Origin of the sequence: Companilactobacillus paralimentarius, assembly GCF_963227125.1 — a bacterium.
In the GTDB taxonomy this organism is placed as follows: Bacteria; Bacillota; Bacilli; order Lactobacillales; family Lactobacillaceae; genus Companilactobacillus; species Companilactobacillus paralimentarius.
In genome coordinates this window covers 1,923,211-1,942,440 of sequence record NZ_OY724131.1, presented here as the reverse complement: position 1 = coordinate 1,942,440, position 19,230 = coordinate 1,923,211, and the positions used below count along the sequence as shown (strand labels likewise).

At 34.5% G+C, this 19,230-nt stretch carries 18 protein-coding genes; 16 read left to right on the top strand and 2 right to left on the bottom strand.

Features of this window, described 5'->3' with window-relative positions; genetic code table 11:
* Nucleotides 1-13: 13 nt before the first annotated feature.
* From ACI6PB_RS09395 to ACI6PB_RS09365, 7 genes are all read left to right on the top strand, one after another.
* Nucleotides 14-2,137, top strand: coding sequence for a cation:proton antiporter (locus ACI6PB_RS09395; protein ID WP_404327357.1), 2,124 nt, complete (start codon nt 14-16; stop codon nt 2,135-2,137).
* A gap of 76 nt (nt 2,138-2,213) precedes the next feature.
* Nucleotides 2,214-3,071 (top strand): diadenylate cyclase CdaA, encoded by an 858-nt coding sequence (gene cdaA / locus ACI6PB_RS09390; RefSeq protein WP_056955969.1) that lies wholly within the window; start codon nt 2,214-2,216, stop codon nt 3,069-3,071.
* On the top strand, nt 3,055-4,140 hold the full coding sequence (locus ACI6PB_RS09385) for a YbbR-like domain-containing protein (RefSeq protein ID WP_025085862.1): 1,086 nt from the start codon (nt 3,055-3,057) through the stop codon (nt 4,138-4,140). The genes cdaA and ACI6PB_RS09385 overlap by 17 nt, the downstream gene beginning before the upstream one ends.
* Before the next feature lie 20 nt (nt 4,141-4,160).
* Nucleotides 4,161-5,513 carry a phosphoglucosamine mutase gene (gene glmM, locus ACI6PB_RS09380; RefSeq protein WP_025085861.1) on the top strand — a complete coding sequence of 451 codons (1,353 nt, stop codon included), beginning with the start codon at nt 4,161-4,163 and terminating at the stop codon, nt 5,511-5,513.
* A gap of 268 nt (nt 5,514-5,781) precedes the next feature.
* Complete coding sequence (gene glmS, locus ACI6PB_RS09375; protein ID WP_404327356.1) at nt 5,782-7,593, top strand: glutamine--fructose-6-phosphate transaminase (isomerizing); 1,812 nt, start codon at nt 5,782-5,784, stop codon at nt 7,591-7,593.
* Between the two features lie 81 nt (nt 7,594-7,674).
* Nucleotides 7,675-9,270, top strand: a complete 1,596-nt coding sequence (locus ACI6PB_RS09370; protein ID WP_025085860.1) for an APC family permease — start codon at nt 7,675-7,677, stop codon at nt 9,268-9,270.
* A gap of 5 nt (nt 9,271-9,275) precedes the next feature.
* Nucleotides 9,276-9,794 (top strand): VanZ family protein, encoded by a 519-nt coding sequence (locus ACI6PB_RS09365; protein WP_404327355.1) that lies wholly within the window; start codon nt 9,276-9,278, stop codon nt 9,792-9,794.
* Nucleotides 9,795-10,081: 287 nt separating this feature from the next.
* On the opposite strand, the gene ACI6PB_RS09360 is transcribed toward ACI6PB_RS09365, so the two are convergent.
* Complete coding sequence (locus ACI6PB_RS09360) at nt 10,082-11,110, bottom strand: IS30 family transposase (RefSeq protein ID WP_041501690.1); 1,029 nt, start codon at nt 11,108-11,110, stop codon at nt 10,082-10,084.
* Between the two features lie 572 nt (nt 11,111-11,682).
* Between ACI6PB_RS09360 and ACI6PB_RS09355 the strand changes: the two genes are divergently transcribed.
* Entirely contained in the window at nt 11,683-12,417 is a 735-nt protein-coding gene (locus tag ACI6PB_RS09355; RefSeq protein WP_025086309.1) for a YebC/PmpR family DNA-binding transcriptional regulator, read from the top strand.
* A 33-nt stretch (nt 12,418-12,450) separates the two neighbouring features.
* Here the strand turns inward: ACI6PB_RS09355 and ACI6PB_RS09350 are convergent, their stop codons facing one another.
* A complete protein-coding gene (locus ACI6PB_RS09350) occupies nt 12,451-13,302 on the bottom strand; it encodes a MurR/RpiR family transcriptional regulator (RefSeq protein ID WP_404327354.1) in 852 nt (283 codons plus the stop codon).
* A gap of 206 nt (nt 13,303-13,508) precedes the next feature.
* Here ACI6PB_RS09350 and ACI6PB_RS09345 point away from each other — a divergent pair, with 206 nt between their 5' ends.
* From ACI6PB_RS09345 to ACI6PB_RS09310, 8 genes are all read left to right on the top strand, one after another.
* Nucleotides 13,509-14,549, top strand: coding sequence for a Gfo/Idh/MocA family oxidoreductase (locus ACI6PB_RS09345; RefSeq protein ID WP_309510767.1), 1,041 nt, complete (start codon nt 13,509-13,511; stop codon nt 14,547-14,549).
* Between the two features lies 1 nt (nt 14,550).
* Complete coding sequence (locus tag ACI6PB_RS09340; protein ID WP_404327353.1) at nt 14,551-15,528, top strand: Gfo/Idh/MocA family protein; 978 nt, start codon at nt 14,551-14,553, stop codon at nt 15,526-15,528.
* 88 nt (nt 15,529-15,616) lie between these two features.
* The gene (gene comGA, locus ACI6PB_RS09335; protein ID WP_404327352.1) at nt 15,617-16,585 is read left to right on the top strand and encodes a competence type IV pilus ATPase ComGA; all 969 of its coding nucleotides are present in this window, start codon (nt 15,617-15,619) and stop codon (nt 16,583-16,585) included.
* Nucleotides 16,578-17,564, top strand: coding sequence for a type II secretion system F family protein (locus ACI6PB_RS09330; RefSeq protein ID WP_404351062.1), 987 nt, complete (start codon nt 16,578-16,580; stop codon nt 17,562-17,564). Before comGA ends, ACI6PB_RS09330 begins: the two co-directional genes overlap by 8 nt.
* The gene (comGC, locus tag ACI6PB_RS09325) at nt 17,564-17,893 is read left to right on the top strand and encodes a competence type IV pilus major pilin ComGC (RefSeq protein ID WP_404327350.1); all 330 of its coding nucleotides are present in this window, start codon (nt 17,564-17,566) and stop codon (nt 17,891-17,893) included. Before ACI6PB_RS09330 ends, comGC begins: the two co-directional genes overlap by 1 nt.
* The gene (locus ACI6PB_RS09320; protein WP_081784538.1) at nt 17,863-18,297 is read left to right on the top strand and encodes a type II secretion system protein; all 435 of its coding nucleotides are present in this window, start codon (nt 17,863-17,865) and stop codon (nt 18,295-18,297) included. Before comGC ends, ACI6PB_RS09320 begins: the two co-directional genes overlap by 31 nt.
* Complete coding sequence (locus tag ACI6PB_RS09315; protein WP_404327349.1) at nt 18,284-18,562, top strand: hypothetical protein; 279 nt, start codon at nt 18,284-18,286, stop codon at nt 18,560-18,562. Before ACI6PB_RS09320 ends, ACI6PB_RS09315 begins: the two co-directional genes overlap by 14 nt.
* Nucleotides 18,540-19,013, top strand: coding sequence for a ComGF family competence protein (locus ACI6PB_RS09310; RefSeq protein ID WP_025085786.1), 474 nt, complete (start codon nt 18,540-18,542; stop codon nt 19,011-19,013). Before ACI6PB_RS09315 ends, ACI6PB_RS09310 begins: the two co-directional genes overlap by 23 nt.
* Nucleotides 19,014-19,230 lie beyond the last annotated feature (217 nt).

The window sequence follows — 19,230 nt, the reverse complement described above, 5'->3', positions numbered from 1 at the left end:
GTAGGTGTTGTCTGTGGAAATAATTGAATCAATTATTTTGATTCTCTCTTTATTAATTATTGCCAATATTGTAAGTCACTATTTTGTATCGATTCCACCCAGTTTGTTACAAATTGCGGCAGGTATCTTGGCGGCTCTATTTATGCATGTGAAGATTTATGTTGATACTGAATGGTTCTTACTGGCGTTTATTGCACCAATTCTATTTAATGATGGAAATAATTTTCCCAAAAGAGAGCTCTGGAAATTAAAGGGTCCTATTTTAGGAAATGCGATTATCTTAGTTATTTTGTCTACGGTTATTGGAGGAGTGTTTGTAAAATGGCTCATTCCTCAATTGCCTTGGGCAACGGCATTTACATTAGTAGCAGTTTTGTCACCAACTGATCCGATTGCGGTTGAATCCATTGCTAAAAAGGCTCATATTCCGGACAAATTGATGCATTTGATCAACGGAGAAAGTCTGATTAATGATGCATCTGGCTTGATTTGTTTTAAATACGGAGTCGCTGCAACAGTGACAGGAGTCTTTTCACTAAAAAGTGCAACAATGGATTTTTTTCATATATCAATTATCGGTGCTTTGGTTGGTGCTGTAATGATTTGGATTTTCAATGGAATAAGATTATATCTGATTAATCAAGGTGTTGATGATTCTATTTTGCATGCGATTATTCAGATTATCATTCCATTTATTATTTACTATGTGGCCGAAGATGTTTTTGATGTTTCAGGTGTTGTATCAGTCGTTATAGCGGGTATTTTGAATATTTCTTCTGGTAGAAATATTAGTAACTTTACTCCCGAAATTAGATTGGTTACTTCCCGAACCTGGGATTTAGTTGTTTATGTGCTTAATGGTATTGTCTTCGTCCTTTTGGGAATCGAAATTCCCTTTGCAATGGAGGAGTTAGTTCATAACGATAATATCAACACTTTTGGGGCTACATTGCTAGCCTTTATAATTTGGATAATGTTAGTTGTCATTCGGTTCCTTTGGAGTTATATCTATTCGACATTTTCCAATAATGGGGATGGCAAGATAGTTTTATGGTCAAAAACCAGATTTGACGACTGTTTGATGTCAGGTATTTCTGGTGTTCGTGGTGCCGTTACAATGGTTGGTGCGTTGTCAATTCCAATGACAATCAAGGGTGGAGCTGCTTTTCCATCTAGAACACTTCTACTATTTATCGCTAGTGCCGTTATTATTTTCAGTTTGTTGGGGGCCACATTGCTGATTCCTATTTTGACTAAAAATAGTGCGCCAGTTGCTTATCGTGGTAGCACACTTACCTCAGAAAATGAGGATGATGAAAGTGATGAAGATAGTGATGAAACACCGATAGAATTGACAGAATTTGAGGCTAACCGTGTCATTTTAGAAAAGACGGTCAAAAAATTACGTTCAGAAATGGATGATGGTGATACGGCAGTTTATTCATCTGTTATTGCTGAATATTTATACGATGTGCGTAATCTAGGTATTCAATCGCGCAATCAGGTTAAAACGAGTCAAATCAGTAAACATCGAGTTCGTGGTAAAAAAGATGCTGAATTATGGGATATCTCTTTTAACTGTGAATTAGAAGCAATTGATGAATTATATGATAATCACGAGATATCTGATGAATCGTATGATTTAGCAATAAAGAAGATTGCTCGTTATAAGAAGGAAATTGTTCATCGTCGTTCTAACCAGACGGTTGAATTTTTCTATAATTACTTCCGTAGAACTTATTTGCAGATTAAGCATTTGATTTATCGTTCTGTAAATTCGGATGATATTCAGCAGATTAATCAAGATTCGATTAAAATTTCCATTGCTGGTGCTAAGAATGCATTAAAGAAATTACAGGAATTGAATCAGTCAGACTCAGATGATATTGATGATGATTTGATCTATATTTTCCAACGTCATTACGAAGATCGCCTGGAATTATTACAAGGGAAGTATCGTGGACGTTCACCTCAGTTTAATAGTGAGCGTATGAATCTTGAAATAAAGGCTTTGAGTTATCGTCGAGCCTTTGTACAAGATATGTTGGAACAGGGAAAAATCAGTAAAACTACGGCTAATGAATTGCGCAAGAATATTAATTATAGTGAAGAAGTTATTAGTATTGGTGTAGATTAAAAACATAAAATATGGTGAACTTTTATAATTTTTATTGTTTGTTATAATTAGTTCGAACTACTAAGGAGCTATAAAAATGAATTTTATACCAAGCAATATTTTTACATGGCAGAATTTGGCTAACTTGGTTGATATCTTGGTAGTCTGGTATTTTTTGTATAAAGTTCTGTCGATGTTACGAGGCACCAAAGCTGTTCAGTTATTAAAGGGAATAATAATTATTTTTGGTATTAAGCTCATTAGTTGGGCTTTAAACCTACATACTGTTTCTTATTTGATGGATCAGCTGATCAACTGGGGGATTATTGTTATTGTGATAATCTTTCAGCCTGAAATTCGTCGTGGCTTGGAACATTTAGGTCGATTGCCATTCTTTAGTTCGACTAGTAATGAAGAAGGTAAGACAAAGAACCACTTGATTGAGAGTCTTGATCAGGCCATTCAGTACATGAGTAAACGTCGTATTGGTGCGTTGATTACTTTGGAAATGAACACTGGCTTGGAAGAGTACGTTGAGACCGGAATTGATTTGGATGCTGAAGTTACTGGAGCGTTGTTGATCAATATTTTCATTCCGAATACGCCACTGCATGATGGGGCAGTTATTGTACGAAATAATCGGATTTCTGTAGCTGCTGCCTATTTACCTCTGTCAGAGAGTAATACTATTCCTAAAGAATTAGGAACAAGACACCGTGCGGCTGTCGGTATCAGTGAAGTAACTGATGCGATAACAATTGTTGTCTCTGAAGAAACTGGTGGCGTGATGATTACTCGAAATGGTCATATGATGCTTGACTTGTCTCGGGATGATTATCTAAAGTATCTCCAAGCTCAATTGAAAGATCCTAATGAAAATGGAACTCATTCTATTTTAGGATTTTTGAAATTAAGTCGAAAGAAGAAGGAGAGACAAGATGAAAAAGATAATTAACAGTAATTATTTTTATGCATTTATATCTCTCTGTTGTGCCTTATGGTTATTTTTCTTCGTAAGTACACCCGGTGTGGGTTCGACAAGAGATTCTAATCAATCAAGTACATCTACGGTAACCAAGAAGGCTACAATTACTGTGCCATTGCAGTTACAGGCAGATGTTGACAAGTATTACATAACTGGATATCCTGAAAAAGTTAAAATGACGATTGAAGGTCCAGCAGCACTAGTCACAGCAACAAAAAATACACAGAACTTTAATTTGTATTTGAATTTAAGAGACCTTTCCATTGGCCAACATCGAGTTCAAATTAAAGAGACTGGGTTAAATAGTGAATTGACATACAGTATTAAGCCTAAGTATGTCACGGTTAATATTCAAAAACGTGTAACAAAGAGATTTGCGGTGGATGTTGATTACAATAAGGATTCGTTAGCAAGTGGTTATGAGACGGGAACAATCGAAGAGTCTCCAGATACTGTTACTGTAACAGGTGCAGCTTCTGAAATTGCTAAAATCGATAAGGTAGTTGTTAAACCCAATTTGCCTAAGGGAATAAAATCTACATTTGATCAAGAAGTTTTAGTGCAAGCTCTCGATAAAAATGGTAAAACAGTAAATGTTACATTAGATCCACAAACAATTCATGTGAAAATTCCTATTTCGATTCAAAGTAAGCAAGTAAGTGTTAATTTGAAGCAAAAAGGAAGTTCATCGGATACGAGTTATACGTTTGAATCTGATGTTAAAAATATTAGAGTTTTCGGTACCAAAGATCAAATCAGCGCCATTGATGACTCAATCGATGTACCGGTTGATGTTTCAGACGTAAATAGTAGTAGCACAAAGAAGACAATCAATTTAAGTGATGTTTTAGGTGATAAAGTCACTTTTACTGATCCAACTACTATTAGTGTGACGATTAATCGTGCCAGTTCTAGTGCGTTGTCTAGTACGACAGGAAATACTACTACATCAACTAGTTCGGATTCCAAGAGTAATACTAGTAGCGACACAAGTTCATCAAGCACTAATTCAACAAATGACAATAATGATAGCGAATAAACGCTGGGGGTAAATTTTTCATGACAAAATATTTTGGAACAGACGGAGTAAGAGGTATTGCGAATAAGGAGCTAAGTCCTGAATTAGCTTTTAAATTAGGTAGATGTGGTGGTTATGTTTTAACACAACATTCAGATAACGAAAACGCACATCCACGTGTTTTGGTTGCTAGAGATACACGTATTTCTGGTCAAATGCTACAAACTAGTCTAATTTCAGGCTTGCTTTCAGTTGGTATTGAAGTTTTAAATTTGGATGTCATTACAACACCTGCTGTTGCATATCTTGTTCGTGCCGTTTCAGCTGATGCCGGTATTATGATTTCAGCTTCACATAATCCTGCTGAAGATAATGGTATTAAATTCTTTGGGTCAGATGGTTACAAGTTGCCAGATGATGTTGAAGAGGAGATTGAAGAACTATTAGACGCTAAAGAAGACACTTTACCAAGACCTTCTGCTGAAGGCTTAGGTAGTGTTTCTGATTATCCAGAAGGTGCTCAAAAGTATCTACAATTCTTGAAACAAACTCTTTCTGATGATCTTAGTGGCATGAAGATTGTACTTGATACTGCTAATGGTTCAACAAGTCGTTTAGCAAGTACACTTTTTGCTGATTTAAATGTAGACTTTGATATCATGGCTTCACATCCAGATGGAATCAATATCAACAAGAATGTTGGTTCAACTCATCCAGAACAATTGGCTCAACGTGTTAAAGAATCAGATGCTGTAGCCGGATTAGCTTTTGATGGTGACGGAGATCGTTGTATTGCTGTCGATGCTGATGGTAATATTGTTGATGGTGATAAAATTATGTTCATTCTTGGTAAATATTTGCATGATGGTGGACGTTTAAAGAAAGATACAATTGTAACTACTGTTATGAGTAATATTGGTTTGTACAAGGCTATTGAAGCAAATGGAATGCATTCTGTACAAACGGCTGTTGGTGATCGTCACGTTGTTGAAGAGATTCGTGAGAACAATTACAACATTGGTGGTGAACAATCAGGACATGTTGTTTTGTATGAATATATGAATACTGGTGATGGTATGCTTACAGGTACACATCTACTTCATGTTATGAAGGAAACTGGTAAGAGCTTAGCTGAATTAGCTGCCCCTGTAAAAGTTTATCCACAAAAGCTTGTTAATGTTCCTGTAGCTGACAAGAATTCATGGGACAAGCATCAAGCAATTCTTGACGTTATTAAAACAGTTGAAGATGAGATGGATGGAGACGGTCGTGTATTAGTTCGTCCTAGTGGTACACAAGCTTTGCTTCGTGTTATGTGTGAAGCTTCAACTGAAGAAAAGGTCAACGAATACTGTGACCAAATCGTTGAAGTTGTCAAAAATGAATTAAGCTAATATAATACAGATAAAGAAATTTTAAAAAAGAGAAGTTGAGGGAATTAACCCTTGATTTCTCTTTTTTTATTGGTCTATATAATATATACCAATATCTATAATCGGTACATACCACCTATACCATTTATAATAAATATTAAAGTTTTCTTGACATAATGACAATAGATTAGTATTCTAGTCATTGTCGCAAGGTGATAGGCACATTTTAAATGACCTATACCATTTATAATAAATTAAACTATACCAATTTAGAAAGGCTATAATTATTATGTGTGGAATTGTCGGAGTAATTGGAAATAATAATACAACTGATATTTTATTAAATGGATTGGAAAAACTTGAATATCGTGGCTATGATTCAGCTGGTATTTACGTTAATAATCAAGCAGGTAAAGACTTCTTAGTTAAAGAGGTTGGTAAAATAAGTGAATTAGAGAATGCCGTTACGAGTGATGTCCAAGGCCTAGCTGGAATCGGACATACTAGATGGGCAACACACGGAAAGCCAACAATTGAAAATGCTCATCCTCATTTCTCAGAAGATAACCGTTTTTATCTAGTACATAATGGTGTTATTACTAACTACACTGAATTGAAAAAAGAGTATTTATCTGACTTCAAATTTGAAAGTCAAACAGATACTGAAGTAGCCGTACAATTAATCGACTATTTTGCTAAAAAAGGTATGGACGGTGAAGCAGCCTTTCGTAAAGCACTTAGCTTAATCGAGGGTTCATATGCTTTTGCTATGATTGATAAAGAAGAACCAGATCGTATTTTTGTTGCTAAAAATAAGAGTCCACTTCTAATTGGATTAGGTGATGGTTTCAATGTTATTTGTTCAGATGCCATGGCCATGCTTGATCAAACTCATAAATTTGTTGAAATTCATGATGGTGAAGTTGTTATCTTGAAAAAAGATGCAGTTGAAATTAGTAAGATCGATGGTACTAAGGTTCAAAGAGATCCTTATACTGTAAATATTGATGAAAATGATATTTCTAAGGGTACATATGATCACTATATGTTGAAAGAAATTGATGAACAACCAAATGTTATGAGAAAGATTTCAAAAAATTATATCAATGATGATGGTTCTTTAAATGTTGAACAAGATTTATTGGATGAAATCAAACAAGCTGATCGTTTGTATATTGTCGCTGCTGGAACTAGCTATCATGCTGGATTAGTTGGTCGCAATATTTTTGAAAAGATTGCCGATGTACCAGTAGACGTTGAATTGGGTAGTGAATTTGGCTATCATATGCCAAAACTTTCTAAGAAACCATTCTTTATCTTTTTATCACAAAGTGGTGAAACCGCCGATAGTCGTCAAGTACTAGTTAAAGTTAATGAGATGAAGTTTCCAAGTTTAACAATGACAAACGTAGCTAACTCGACCCTTTCTAGAGAGGCTACTTATACAATGGAATTGTTGGCTGGGCCAGAAATTGCGGTTGCTTCTACTAAAGCTTACACAGCTCAAATTGCGGTTGAAGCTGTCTTGGCTAAAGCATTAGGTGAAGCTAAGGATCTTCAAATTGCTAAAGAATTTAATTTGAAAGAACAGTTAGCATTAGCTGCCAATGGCATTCAAACTATTGTTGATGAAAAAGATAAAATCAAAGAATTAACGGCCGATTACTTAATAAACAAATCTGATGCTTTCTACATTGGTAGAGGTGTTGATTACGCCTTATCTCTTGAAGCTGCCCTTAAATTGAAGGAAATTTCTTATATTCACGCTGAAGGTTTTGCGGCTGGAGAATTAAAGCACGGAACTATTGCATTGATTGAGAAAGATACACCTGTCTTTGCTTACGTGAATGACGGAATTGGAGCTAGCCATACTCGTGGTAATATTCAAGAAGTTGAGGCTCGTGGAGCACATGTTTTGGTAATAGCTAGTCAAAAATATTCTGAGGCAGGGGATCAAATTATTATTCCTGAAATTGATGAATTGATTTCGCCAATCATCAGTATCGTACCAGCCCAACTGATTGCTTACTATGCAAGTTTGGCACGTGGTAATGATGTTGATAAACCTCGTAACCTTGCAAAAAGTGTAACAGTAGAGTAGCCTAAATTTACATAATGGATATATAATAGTCTTCGTAATGAAGGCTATTTTTTGTTATAAAAATTATAGATTGGTGGTTTTATGAGGAATAAAAAATTAAATTTGTTCTCAACAGTAATGTTTGGGCTAAGTGCGATTATTGGTTCAGGTTGGATGTTTGGATCTAGTCAGGCAGCACAAATAGCCGGTCCAGCAGCGATTATTGCGTGGATTGTGGGAGCAGTTTTAGTAGCAATGATTGCAATGGTTTACGTCGAAATTGGGACGATGTTTCCGGAAGAGGGAGCTATGAGTCGATTTACGATGTACACTCATGGTTCGTTGTTAGGACATATTTTCTCATGGGCTAATTGGATTTCATTATTAGCCATTTTACCGATTGAAGCTGTGGCCTCGGTTCAGTATATGAGTACTTGGCCATGGGAGTGGGCTAATTGGACGCACGGATTTATGAAGGGCGGACAACTTAGCCTCCAGGGAATTATGATGGCAACAGTCATGTTATTTATTTTTACAATTATTAATTATTGGTCAGTTACAATTATGGCTAAATTTAATAATTTTATCTCTGTATTAAAAGTGGTTGTACCGATTATTACAATGATTGTATTGGTTACAGCTCATTTTGATTTCAATAATATGGGGAGTTCATTCAGTGAATTCATGCCTAATGGTACTTCATCAATTTTTGTGGCAATTGGTAGTGCCGGAATTATTTATTCATATGTAGCTTTTCAAACAGTTATTAATTTGAGCAATGACATAAAGAAACCGTCAGTTAATATTAGACGAGGAATCATCCTATCATTGTTGATTAGTGCTTTGATCTATATTGCATTACAGATTGTCTTTATTGGAGCTTTGCCACAATCAGTTGTCAGTGGTGGTTGGTCAAAAATCAACTTCAATTCACCATTTGCTGATTTAGCTATCCTATTGAATATCTATTGGTTATCAACTTTAGTTTATTTTACAGCCTTTATTTCACCGGTAGGTAGCGGAATAGCTTTTGCCTCATCTGCAAGCAAGTCATTGTCTTCAATGCCGAAGAATAAGCATTTACCTTTGTTCTTGAGCAATTCGAATAATAAATATAATTCACCACGGATAGCTTTAATGGTCGATTTTGTTGTTAGTTTTATTTTGATTTTACTATTTAAAAATTGGTCATTATTATCACGTGTTGTTGCAGCATCGACGTTGATTTCTTTGTTATCTGGTCCAGTAGTAGCAGGAAGTTTACGTAAAATGGGTCCGGAAATGAGAAGACCAACAAAAATTAAAGGAATGAAAATTCTAGCTCCAGTTGTTTTTGATTTAATTAGTTTGGCAATTTATTGGGCTATGTTCCCAACCACGGTTGAAGTTATCGTAATCATTATTGTTGGATTACCAATTTATTTTGTTTATGATTATCGTCGTGGATTTAAAGAATTTAAGCAGAAATTGTACGCCAGTCTCTGGTTGATAGTTCATCTGTTTGGTTTGTCAATTATTTCATGGATTGGTGGATCAGATTTTGGTGGAATGAATTTGATTAAGTATCCAATGGACTTCGTTGTTATATTGATTTTCTCAACTGTAATGTATTATTGGGCAACTCATTCATTGTATTATTCTGGTTACTTCGATGATGCTAAGGAAATCAATTCGACTGTTAAGTTGGATAATGATTAGAGTTAATGGATAATAGTTTAAAAACAAAACAAAAGTGGTTCTGGGGACTAGTGGTTGCTATTGAAGCAATTCTTTTTTATAGTTCTTCGATGACTTATAAAGAACAGACATCAGTTCCATTTTTAGAAAAATATTTAGCCGGTAAACCATTTTATAGTGCTTTATCTAAAATTGGGTTTACCTACAGTGGTAAGTATCAATCCGTTGAGAATGATGGCTATTTTAAGTTTGTTGAATTCTTCATTCGAAAAGGAGCTCATTTTGGGATTTACTTGTTGTTAGGAGTTTTCTTATGTCTAGCATTGTACACATACTTCAAAAAGAATTTCATTTTGATGATTTTTATTCCTTGGATGACGGCAACTGGATTAGCAGCTTTCGATGAATTTCATCAGGGGCTAACTGGTGGACGTACGCCATTGGTTGAAGATGTTGTCTTGGATAGTACAGGCGCTTTAGTAGGAATCTTGATACTAGTCCTCGTTTTGTACTTAATTCGTCAACATGAATCCAAAAATAATTAAAACTTATTAACCTGTGTTTTAAGTTCTTTCTTAAACTTGGTTGTAATTAAATACCAACTAATATAGTTGAAATATCTGGTGTTTTAGTATTTGAATATAAAAACTTCAAATCAAAAGAACGGCTTCCATTAAGTATTCAAGATATACCCTTTACTTGAATCTCTTACATAGAGGTCGTTTTTATTTTACAAAATTACGTATTAAACATATTCGAAAATTACAAGAACAAGTTAGCCACTTGTCCAAAAAATAAATACGAAATATATCAGTGCCAGAAAAGTGCATTTCTAAACTCCACAGAAACTAGTGAATAGTTCCCGTGGAGTTTTGTAGTTCAACAACTTTCTAGGCATATCATTGAGCTTTGATTCAATAGAGGATACTAAATCTGGAGCAATAGAATCGAGTGACAGCCCTTTGGGCAAGTCACGACGAATCATTCTATTATGTGCTTCATTGGTTCCTCTTTCTGAGGAAGTATATGGATGTGCAAAATAAACATCTGAAACTCCAGACATAACAGAATCGAGATTAGCAAATTCAGGACCATTATCTGCGGTTATCGAGTTGATAATGTGACCGTAATTATGTTTGATCTCTTCCATAGCGTAATCAACAGAGTCGGCATCTCTACCGTCAATAAGTCGCATTATCTCGAATCTGGATTTACGCTCAATAAGTGTTAAGACTACGCTCTCGTGACCATTTCTCTTACCAACGATAGTATCAATTTCAAAGTCACCAAAATCTTCTCGCAAGTCAACGCTCTCAGGACGTTCCTCGATACTTCTACCCAATAGACGCTTATGTTTCTTCGAAACGTGTAGCTTGGTAGATCTATTCATTTTGTCGGTTAAGTCTATATTACGTATCTCTAAACGTTGTTCATCGATGTACTTATAAAGAGTGGTAGTTGATACCATTTCATCTTTAAAGAATAACCCATCGACACGTGATCTACCTGCGATTATATCTGGAGACCACCCCTGTTTGAACTGTTCTACAAAGTAGCTTAGGAATTGTTTAACTCGATTAAACTTAGAAGGTCGATGACACTGCTTACGCAGCGTGTCATAACGTAATTGAGCGGTATCAGGGTAATAATCATTAGAGAAATATTGTTTCCCATTAACCTTTTTAACCTGTCTTACGGTCCCTCTGCGGATCTCATTATTAATAGTTTGAGGGCAAACGCCAACGGCGTGAGCAATCTTACGATTTGAGAATCCCAAAAGGTGAAGCGAAGCTATTTCACCACGTTCAATTTCAGTTAAATGGTGTCCCTTAGGTCGTATTATGGTATCATTTTCTTGCATCAAGACGAAAAACCTCTTTCATTGTTTGTGTAGGAACTCCAATGATACCTGATTTTTTCGTCTTGGTGTTTTTATTTTGAGCTTTTATTGAAAGTGGCTAACTTGATTATAAAATTCGCCTATTAAACATATTTATCGCAAGAAAAATAATTGAAATATTATTTAGTCTGGAGTAAGAATTGGAAATTTAATAACATTCATACTTTAACCAAGCTTAAGAAAGAATCTGTTTTACGGATTAATGATTTTTTTAAGTACTTTTAGAAAGTCTTCGGAAGTTAAAGAGTGACAAATAGCCTAATTTTAAGAACACTTTAGTAAGCGCTTGCGAAAATTCAACTAATGATCTGAAAATTTTTTCATAAACAGAAAATGATACTGATGGCAAAGTCCGTCTATTAGGCATTACACTAGAGTTTCTAACCTTAATCAATTTAGATTTTAAAAAATTCAATTGAGTTAAAGAAAATATCTTCTTTTATAGTTTATTTAGCCTACGGATATTGAAATACCGCGATTAGTTTGATAAAATTATATGCGGTTTACAATAATCATGAAAGAAGGAAACAGAAATGTCAGGACATTCAAAATGGCATAACATCCAAGGTAGAAAAAGTGCCCAAGATGCAAAACGTGGTAAAATCTTCCAAAAGCTGTCTCGTGAGTTATTCATGGCAGCTAAATCGGGTGGTGCCGATCCTAACGATAATGCTGCCCTTCGTTTAATCGTAGATAAAGCTCGTGCAGCTAATATGCCAAAGGACAACATCAAACGTGCCTTAGACAAGGCTGAAGGTGGCAGTGATGAACATTATGATGAAGTTACATACGAAGGCTACGCTCCAGGTGGAGTTGCAGTTCTAGTAGAAGCTTTAACAGATAACAAGAACAGAACTGCTTCTGCCGTACGTGTTGCATTTACCCGTAACGGAGGAAGCTTGGGCTCAAGTGGTTCAGTTGCTTACATGTTCGACCGTAAAGGTTACATTGTTTTGGATCGTACAAAGAATACCCAAGATGAAGATACTGTTTTGATGGATATCATGGACCTTGGCGCTGATGATCTACAAACATCAGATGACGCTTATGAAATCTATACTGAAGCTAAAGAATTTGCAGCCGTTCGTGATGGTTTGATCGAAAAGGGCTACGAACTTGCCGATTCAGAATTAACAATGATTCCTCAAAACACTACACCTGTTCCAGAAGAGAAAAAAGAACAATTTCAACATATGATTGATCAACTTGAAGATGATGAAGATGTTTCAGAAGTTTATACTGCTGCTGCAGATGACGATGAAGAATAAGTTCTTTAACTAAAAAGACCGTAAACATAATGTTTACGATCTTTTTTTATTTTCGGGAATACTATCGAGAATGTTATTTGAAGTTAATTTATTGTAGTTATTCTGCAATTTAATTAAGTTCTTTTTGTATGATTGAGAGTAAACGATAGCAAAGAGAGTGTCCAATAAATATTCAAAAGTGATTTGAGAAGCAAAAGTGCTGACTTTGAAAATATCGTATTCGTTTTGAATAATGGCAATGGTTTGAGATGCGTATTGAATCATTTTGCTGTCAGGATTACCAGTCACCAAAAGTGTAGGTACTTTCTGTTGCTTTAAAAATTTTATTAATTTTAAATAATTAGCACTGTTACCTGTATAAGAAAGAAAAATAGCTAAGTCGTTTTCATCCAGATTAACAGAAGTCCATGATTCATCGCTGTATTCCTCAGCAATGATGGCAAATTTATTAATCTTAACAAGTTTACTCTGAAAACCACGAGCTCGAATTTGTGTGTCACCAATTGCAAAGAGAACTAGGCGCTTGCTATCCATAATTTTGGCTGCAGCCGCGTTTAGTTCTTTTTCATTTATTTGGGCCAAAGTTCTTTTTACAGCGTTGATAGTTAAGTCAGAAATATTTTTTGCAATATCAACAGATGAATCAGTCGAAGAGAAGGGAAAATTGGCGTCAACATCATTCAATTTAATGATGTTTTGTTGCACGTCCTTATTGATATCTTGGCGCATAGCCCGAAAGCCACTGTAATCTAACTTTTTAGCAAAACGAACAATAGCCGAATGAGATGTATAGGTCTTTGAGGCTAAGGTTTGAATTGCCATAGTTGAAACGGCATCTAAGTTGTTTTCGATGTATTTAGCGATACGTTGTTCATTATCGGTCAAATCATTAATGTGAGTAATTCTATCTTAAAAAAGCATATATAGATCTCCTTTTAATCTGATTATACCGAATCCACTGAACATAATGTTTATGAGATTGGTGTAATTGATACTTATCTTTGTTCATAATGACCAGTTTCAAGTCAAAAGGTTATCAATTTAGTTTTTTGACTGTAAAGTATGTTTATGGATAAAGGGAGGAATCAATTATGAAAAAATTGACTATCGCATATATTGGGAATGGTAAAAGTGCTAATCGTTATCATCTACCATTTTCACTAAAATTGAAAGATCAAATTAAAGTAAAGACAATTTACGCCCGTCACATCAGTCACGATGTTTGGAAGAAAATTGATGGTATCAAATATACAACTGACATAAATGATATTTATAATGATCCAGAAATTCAATTAGTAGTTTTATCGGTTCCAGCTGGAGCACATTATAAATTAGCAAAAGAAGTACTCAATCATAATAAGAATGTGTTAGTAGAAAAACCATTTACGGAAACAGAGGCTCAGGCTAGAGAATTATTCCAATTGGCGAACGATAAACATTTATTGATTCAATGCTATCAAAATCGTCGTTATGATTCAGATTTTCTAACTGTTAAAAAAGTGATTGAAAGTGGAAAACTAGGAGATATCTTGGAAGTTGAGTCAACCTATGACTATTTTCGCCCTTATGTTCCAGAAGGTGAAAAGCAGTTCTCAGTTGGTCATAGTTTCTTATATGGTCATGCTTGTCACACATTGGATCAAGTGATTTCGTACTTTGGTAAAGCAGATAAGGTTCATTACGATGTTCGTCAGTTATTAGGTGAAAATCGAATGAATGATTATTTTGATATTGATATGTATTACGGAATTATGAAGGTTTCTGTCAAATCAAGTTTCTTTAGATTGGTACCACGTCCTAGTTTTACCGTTTATGGAAAAAAAGGTGTCTTCGTCAAACAAGATATGGATCGCCAAGAAATCGATTTGAAGCATTTTTACATGCCTGATCACGATGACTTTGGTATTGATCGTCCAGAGGATTACGGTACTTTAACTTATTTAGATGATAGCAATCAATATCATCAAGAAAAAGTTGTTTCTGAAATTGGTGATTACAGTCGAGTTTATCAGGGACTGTATGATGCTCTTATCAACGGCAAACCAAAGACAGTTAAAGATGAAGAAACTATCTATCAAATTCATATGCTTGAAACCGGTATAAATGAAATTACGAAAAAAGAAGGTAAATAGGATGAAATTAGCAATATTTGGAGCAGGTATGATTGTTAAAGATTTCTTAACGATGATTCATGATATTCCTGAAGTTGAATTAACTGCGATTATGGGAACACCAAGAGATTTACCAACTATGGAAGAGTTACAAAAAAATAATCAGATTAAGAAGATTTATACTGATGCTCAAGAGTGTTTGGCCGATCCAGAAATTGATACGGTATACGTAGCATTGCCTAATTTTCTACATTATCAATTTTCTAAAATGGCATTGGAAGCTGGAAAAAATGTTATTTGTGAAAAGCCATTTACATTGAATTCAGCTCAATTGGTTGAGTTAAGTAAGTTAGCTCAGACTAAGGACTTGATCTTGGTTGAGGCAATTACTAATCAGTATTTGTCTAACTATCAATCATTGAAGCAGGCATTACCAGAATTGGGTTCCTTAAAGGTGATTGAATGTAATTACTCACAATATTCGCATCGTTATGACGCCTTCTTAGCTGGAAAAATTTTGCCAGTTTTTGACCCTAAAAAGGGTGGTGGTGCTCTAATGGATTTGAATATTTATAATATTCATTTTGTAATTGGTTTGATGGGCGCTCCTAAAGCAGTTCATTATTATGCCAACGTAATGCGAGGAGTTGATACTTCAGGTATTTTGGTGCTTGATTATCCAGAAAAAAAGGTAGTATGCATTGCTTCCAAAGATTGTTCAGCCCAAGTTACTTCAACTATTCAAGGTAATAAAGGTTCGATTGTCGTTGATGGACCAACTAATGTAATGAAAGATTACAGTGAACAATTAAACGGTGCTGATTCTGAACAGATTGATAAGAAGGTTCATCCACACCGTATGTACGAAGAGTTTAAAACGTTCAATCAGATGATTGAACAGCATGACATGAATGCTGCTAGTGAAAGAATGAAACACAGTATGATCGTTATGAACGTAGTCGATGCCGCACTGAAGGATTCAGGAATCAAATTAGGCTAAAAAATATTCTCAGTAATTGTAAAAAGATTGCTGGGAATATTTTTTTAGCCTTTTTTCTTCGTAATTTTTATCTGAAAGGGGGCATTTGATGACAGCAGAATCAATGGTCAATAATTTATTAACAGAAGCATGCATTAATAAAATCTCGGATATTTATTTTTTTCCGCACGATAACTTTTATCATATTGAAGCAAGTAATTCTTTTCAGAATTACACGGTAGCTGATTTAACTAATGATGAGAGTTTTGCAATTATGAATTTCTTGAAATTTAATGGAGGATTGGATGTGTCTGAGCGGCGTCGTTCTCAGAAGGGATCGTTTAATTTTAATTATCAAAATAAACGTATCTTTATCAGAATTTCCTCAGTAGGAGATTTTCAAAATCGAGAATCAATGGTTGTGAGGCTAATTTATCCACAAGAATTTAATTCAGTGGTAGACGAGGCCTTAATTCAAAAGATCTTACCAATTGCTCAGCGAAAAGGAATGATGCTATTTTATGGACCAATGGGTTCAGGCAAAACTTCTTTGATGTACACACTGGGACGACAATTGAGTATTAATAAGAAGGTTATGTGTATTGAGGATCCGATTGAAATCGTTGAAGATAGTTTTTTACAATTACAAGTTAATGATGATGCTGGTATGACCTATGAGGAATTGATAAAAACCAGTCTTCGCCATCGACCAGAAGTGTTGATCATTGGTGAAATTAGAGATAACCATACAGCACAGCAAGCTGTTCAAGCTGCACTGTGTGGTTACACAGTTATGTCGACGATTCATGGGAAATCTAAATATTCTATTCTTCAGCGTTTGCGACAATTTGGAATTGATGAGATCGATATCTTAAATGGTATTAACTTTATTTCATATCAACGTTTAGTACCGACTTTTAATGATTTAGAATTATTTATTGATACTTTAGACGCAACACAAATTGAAAAATATTTGAAAGATGAAGTGGCCGATAAACATTGGCAATCAATGCTGGAAGAAGCTTATCAAGTCGGTCGAATCAATGAAACAACGTATCAGGAATATATTTATGGTTAAAAAGTTCTCCACGGCCAAAAAGTCTGAATATTTAATTCTAATTAGTAAACTTTTGAAGAATGGTTTTTCACTAAGTGATTCAATTAATTGCCTTCGTTTATTGGATGATGAGAAAGGTGTATTTGACTTAATTTATCAGGATTTGCAACAGGGAAAAATGATTTCACAATCATTGATCCATTTTAATTTACCTACGGTTGTTTACAATCAATTGATCATTGCCCAAAATCATGGAAGGTTGGCTCAGGCTTTGGAACAAACAGGAATCCTCTTGCAAAGTCAATCTAAGCAGAAGAATAAGTTTAAAGAATTGTTAGCTTATCCGATTTTTATATTGATGTTCTTAATAACAATGTTGGTGGGAATGAAACTCTATATTGTTCCTCAATTAGCCGTCTCAGGTGGTAGCCAAGCAATAAATTTATTTTTAGGATTAATTTTACTAATCTTATTTTTAATAATTGTAAGTATTTTGTTTCTGGTAGCCTTTCTTAGAAAAAAAGATGAGTATGCTCGGGCTTTATTCCTTGTGAAATTACCATTTATAGGAAGAATTTATCAAACCTTTTTTCATTTTTTGATCTTACAAGGATTGGGGATGCAACTGGCTAATGGAATGAATCTACAAAGTATTTGTGAAAATAGCAATCGCTTTCAAAAAGGATCGATCCAAGAACATCTAGCGACTAAATTCATTAATAATCTAGTTAATGGAAAAAGTTTATTAACTTTAGTCGAAAGGGAACCGTTATTGCCAAAACAGTTAAGAATTATCTTACAAGCCGGTGAAAGTGGAACGGCATTAGCACAAGATATTTTGCTGATGTCAGAATTGAAATTTGAGGAAACACAACGTAATCTCAAAAAAATGTTAGGACTAGTGCAACCAATTTTGTTTGCCATTATTGCGGTTGTAATTGTCGTAACTTATTTAATAGTTTTGTTACCAATTTATGGAATGATGAAAGGAATCTCATAATGAAGAAAATAAGAAAAGGTTTTACCCTAATTGAAATGGTTATCGTTCTATTCATAAGCTCACTATTACTTTTGATTATGATTCCGAATTTAACGGCACAACGGAACAATGCCAATGAGAAGTCAAACAAAGCCTTGGAAACTACGATAGTTAATCAGGCCGAATTGTATTCTGAAAATCACCCTAATGAAGAGGTTAGTATAGATAAATTAAAGGATAAAAATTATATTACTGATAAACAAGTTGAAAGAATAACCAAATTGAAATTAACTTTGAAGAAAGACAATCAGGCTGAGGGATGGACGCTAGTAGACGCGGTTTCACATTAATAGAAACGGTAATTGGTCTCGCAATCGTCTGTAGTTTACTGGTTGTATCAGTGTGGAATCTGAAAGATTATCAGGCTCGTATTGAAGAGAAGGAATCTTTAGAGTGGTTTGAGAATTCATTTAAAAATGAGATGAATTATTCATATCTCAATCAAAAACCAGCTTATTTGAAAATTCGTGATAATCATATTATTTTCGGACGATATGCGATTAGTGGAAAAGTGGTCTTAAAGAAAAAAATTTTACCTCAAACTCTAAGAAACACTAATGGACCGATTGATTATTTTATTGGGAGATCTGGACAATCGGGACCTAAAACAATTATTTTTGAATCTAATCTAACACATCGTAAGTATGAATATCGAATTCAAATGGGATGGGGTGAAATTATTGAGAAAACGTAGCGGTTTTATTTTAGTCGAAGCATTAACTTCTCTAACGATTTCCTTAATGATCATTTTTATGTTGTCGCTTTGTGTTAGTGAACAATTTAAACTGATCAATCAATGGGAACAAAGAGTCAACGCACATAAAATAATATTGTTACATTTAGAAAATTCACATATGCCCGATAAAGTGATGATAAAGAATCGAATTTATTACTATCAGAAGATTGAAAATACATATCAAGTCAAGGTAAATAATCATGTCTATCAAGTTAAGAGCTAGAAGAAAAGGTTTTGTTCTGTACGAATCAGTTTTGGCTTTAATGATAACTTTAATGACCTTAGGAATTTTGCAACAATCGTTATTGATAATGCGGACGGTACAGCATACTACTTTTAAAGATCAGTTACGTTGGCATATAACTCAAGAAAAAATTCAAAGTGAAATGGACCATGCCTTAAAAATAAACGAAGTAAAAGATAATCATATATCCTATACAAAACCGGAGTGGCTTAATAACAAGCATCCGGCTTTTGTTTTTAATATCTTTGGTAAAGAGGGGAATAAAATGTTACGATATAAAACTGCTGTTAGTGGTGGACATGAGCCTATTTTAGTAAATCAAAAAGAAATTAAGATTGAAAAAATCTCAAATTTAGTTATCATAACAACAGTGAATAAAGCCGGTGAAAAATCTGAAATGTACTTAACGTTGGATGAACAAAAAGTATAAAAGAAGTGGCACGGTTTTATTGAATAGTCTTTTAATATTATCGGTCGCAATTTTAATTGTAGGATACACTAGTAATTTGATTGGCGAACAAATCTCGGGATACCGGCGTTTAGACGAGATTTATGAGCAACAAATTAACAAGAAAATTAATAAAAGTAATAAAATAGACTATTGTGAATTGACGAATCCTTGAATAAAATCGTTTTCAACGTTAAAA

What these genes read in the sequence shown, in the direction of transcription:
- cdaA (WP_056955969.1), top strand. Translation starts at nt 2,214, where the DNA reads ATGAATTTTATACCAAGCAATATTTTTACATGGCAGAATTTGGCTAAC.
- ACI6PB_RS09385 (WP_025085862.1), top strand. Translation starts at nt 3,055, where the DNA reads ATGAAAAAGATAATTAACAGTAATTATTTTTATGCATTTATATCTCTC.
- glmM (WP_025085861.1), top strand. Translation starts at nt 4,161, where the DNA reads ATGACAAAATATTTTGGAACAGACGGAGTAAGAGGTATTGCGAATAAG.
- glmS (WP_404327356.1), top strand. Translation starts at nt 5,782, where the DNA reads ATGTGTGGAATTGTCGGAGTAATTGGAAATAATAATACAACTGATATT.
- ACI6PB_RS09370 (WP_025085860.1), top strand. Translation starts at nt 7,675, where the DNA reads ATGAGGAATAAAAAATTAAATTTGTTCTCAACAGTAATGTTTGGGCTA.
- ACI6PB_RS09365 (WP_404327355.1), top strand. Translation starts at nt 9,276, where the DNA reads ATGGATAATAGTTTAAAAACAAAACAAAAGTGGTTCTGGGGACTAGTG.
- ACI6PB_RS09360 (WP_041501690.1), bottom strand. Translation starts at nt 11,110, where the DNA reads ATGCAAGAAAATGATACCATAATACGACCTAAGGGACACCATTTAACT.
- ACI6PB_RS09355 (WP_025086309.1), top strand. Translation starts at nt 11,683, where the DNA reads ATGTCAGGACATTCAAAATGGCATAACATCCAAGGTAGAAAAAGTGCC.
- ACI6PB_RS09345 (WP_309510767.1), top strand. Translation starts at nt 13,509, where the DNA reads ATGAAAAAATTGACTATCGCATATATTGGGAATGGTAAAAGTGCTAAT.
- ACI6PB_RS09340 (WP_404327353.1), top strand. Translation starts at nt 14,551, where the DNA reads ATGAAATTAGCAATATTTGGAGCAGGTATGATTGTTAAAGATTTCTTA.
- comGA (WP_404327352.1), top strand. Translation starts at nt 15,617, where the DNA reads ATGACAGCAGAATCAATGGTCAATAATTTATTAACAGAAGCATGCATT.
- ACI6PB_RS09330 (WP_404351062.1), top strand. Translation starts at nt 16,578, where the DNA reads ATGGTTAAAAAGTTCTCCACGGCCAAAAAGTCTGAATATTTAATTCTA.
- comGC (WP_404327350.1), top strand. Translation starts at nt 17,564, where the DNA reads ATGAAGAAAATAAGAAAAGGTTTTACCCTAATTGAAATGGTTATCGTT.
- ACI6PB_RS09320 (WP_081784538.1), top strand. Translation starts at nt 17,863, where the DNA reads ATGGACGCTAGTAGACGCGGTTTCACATTAATAGAAACGGTAATTGGT.
- ACI6PB_RS09310 (WP_025085786.1), top strand. Translation starts at nt 18,540, where the DNA reads ATGTCTATCAAGTTAAGAGCTAGAAGAAAAGGTTTTGTTCTGTACGAA.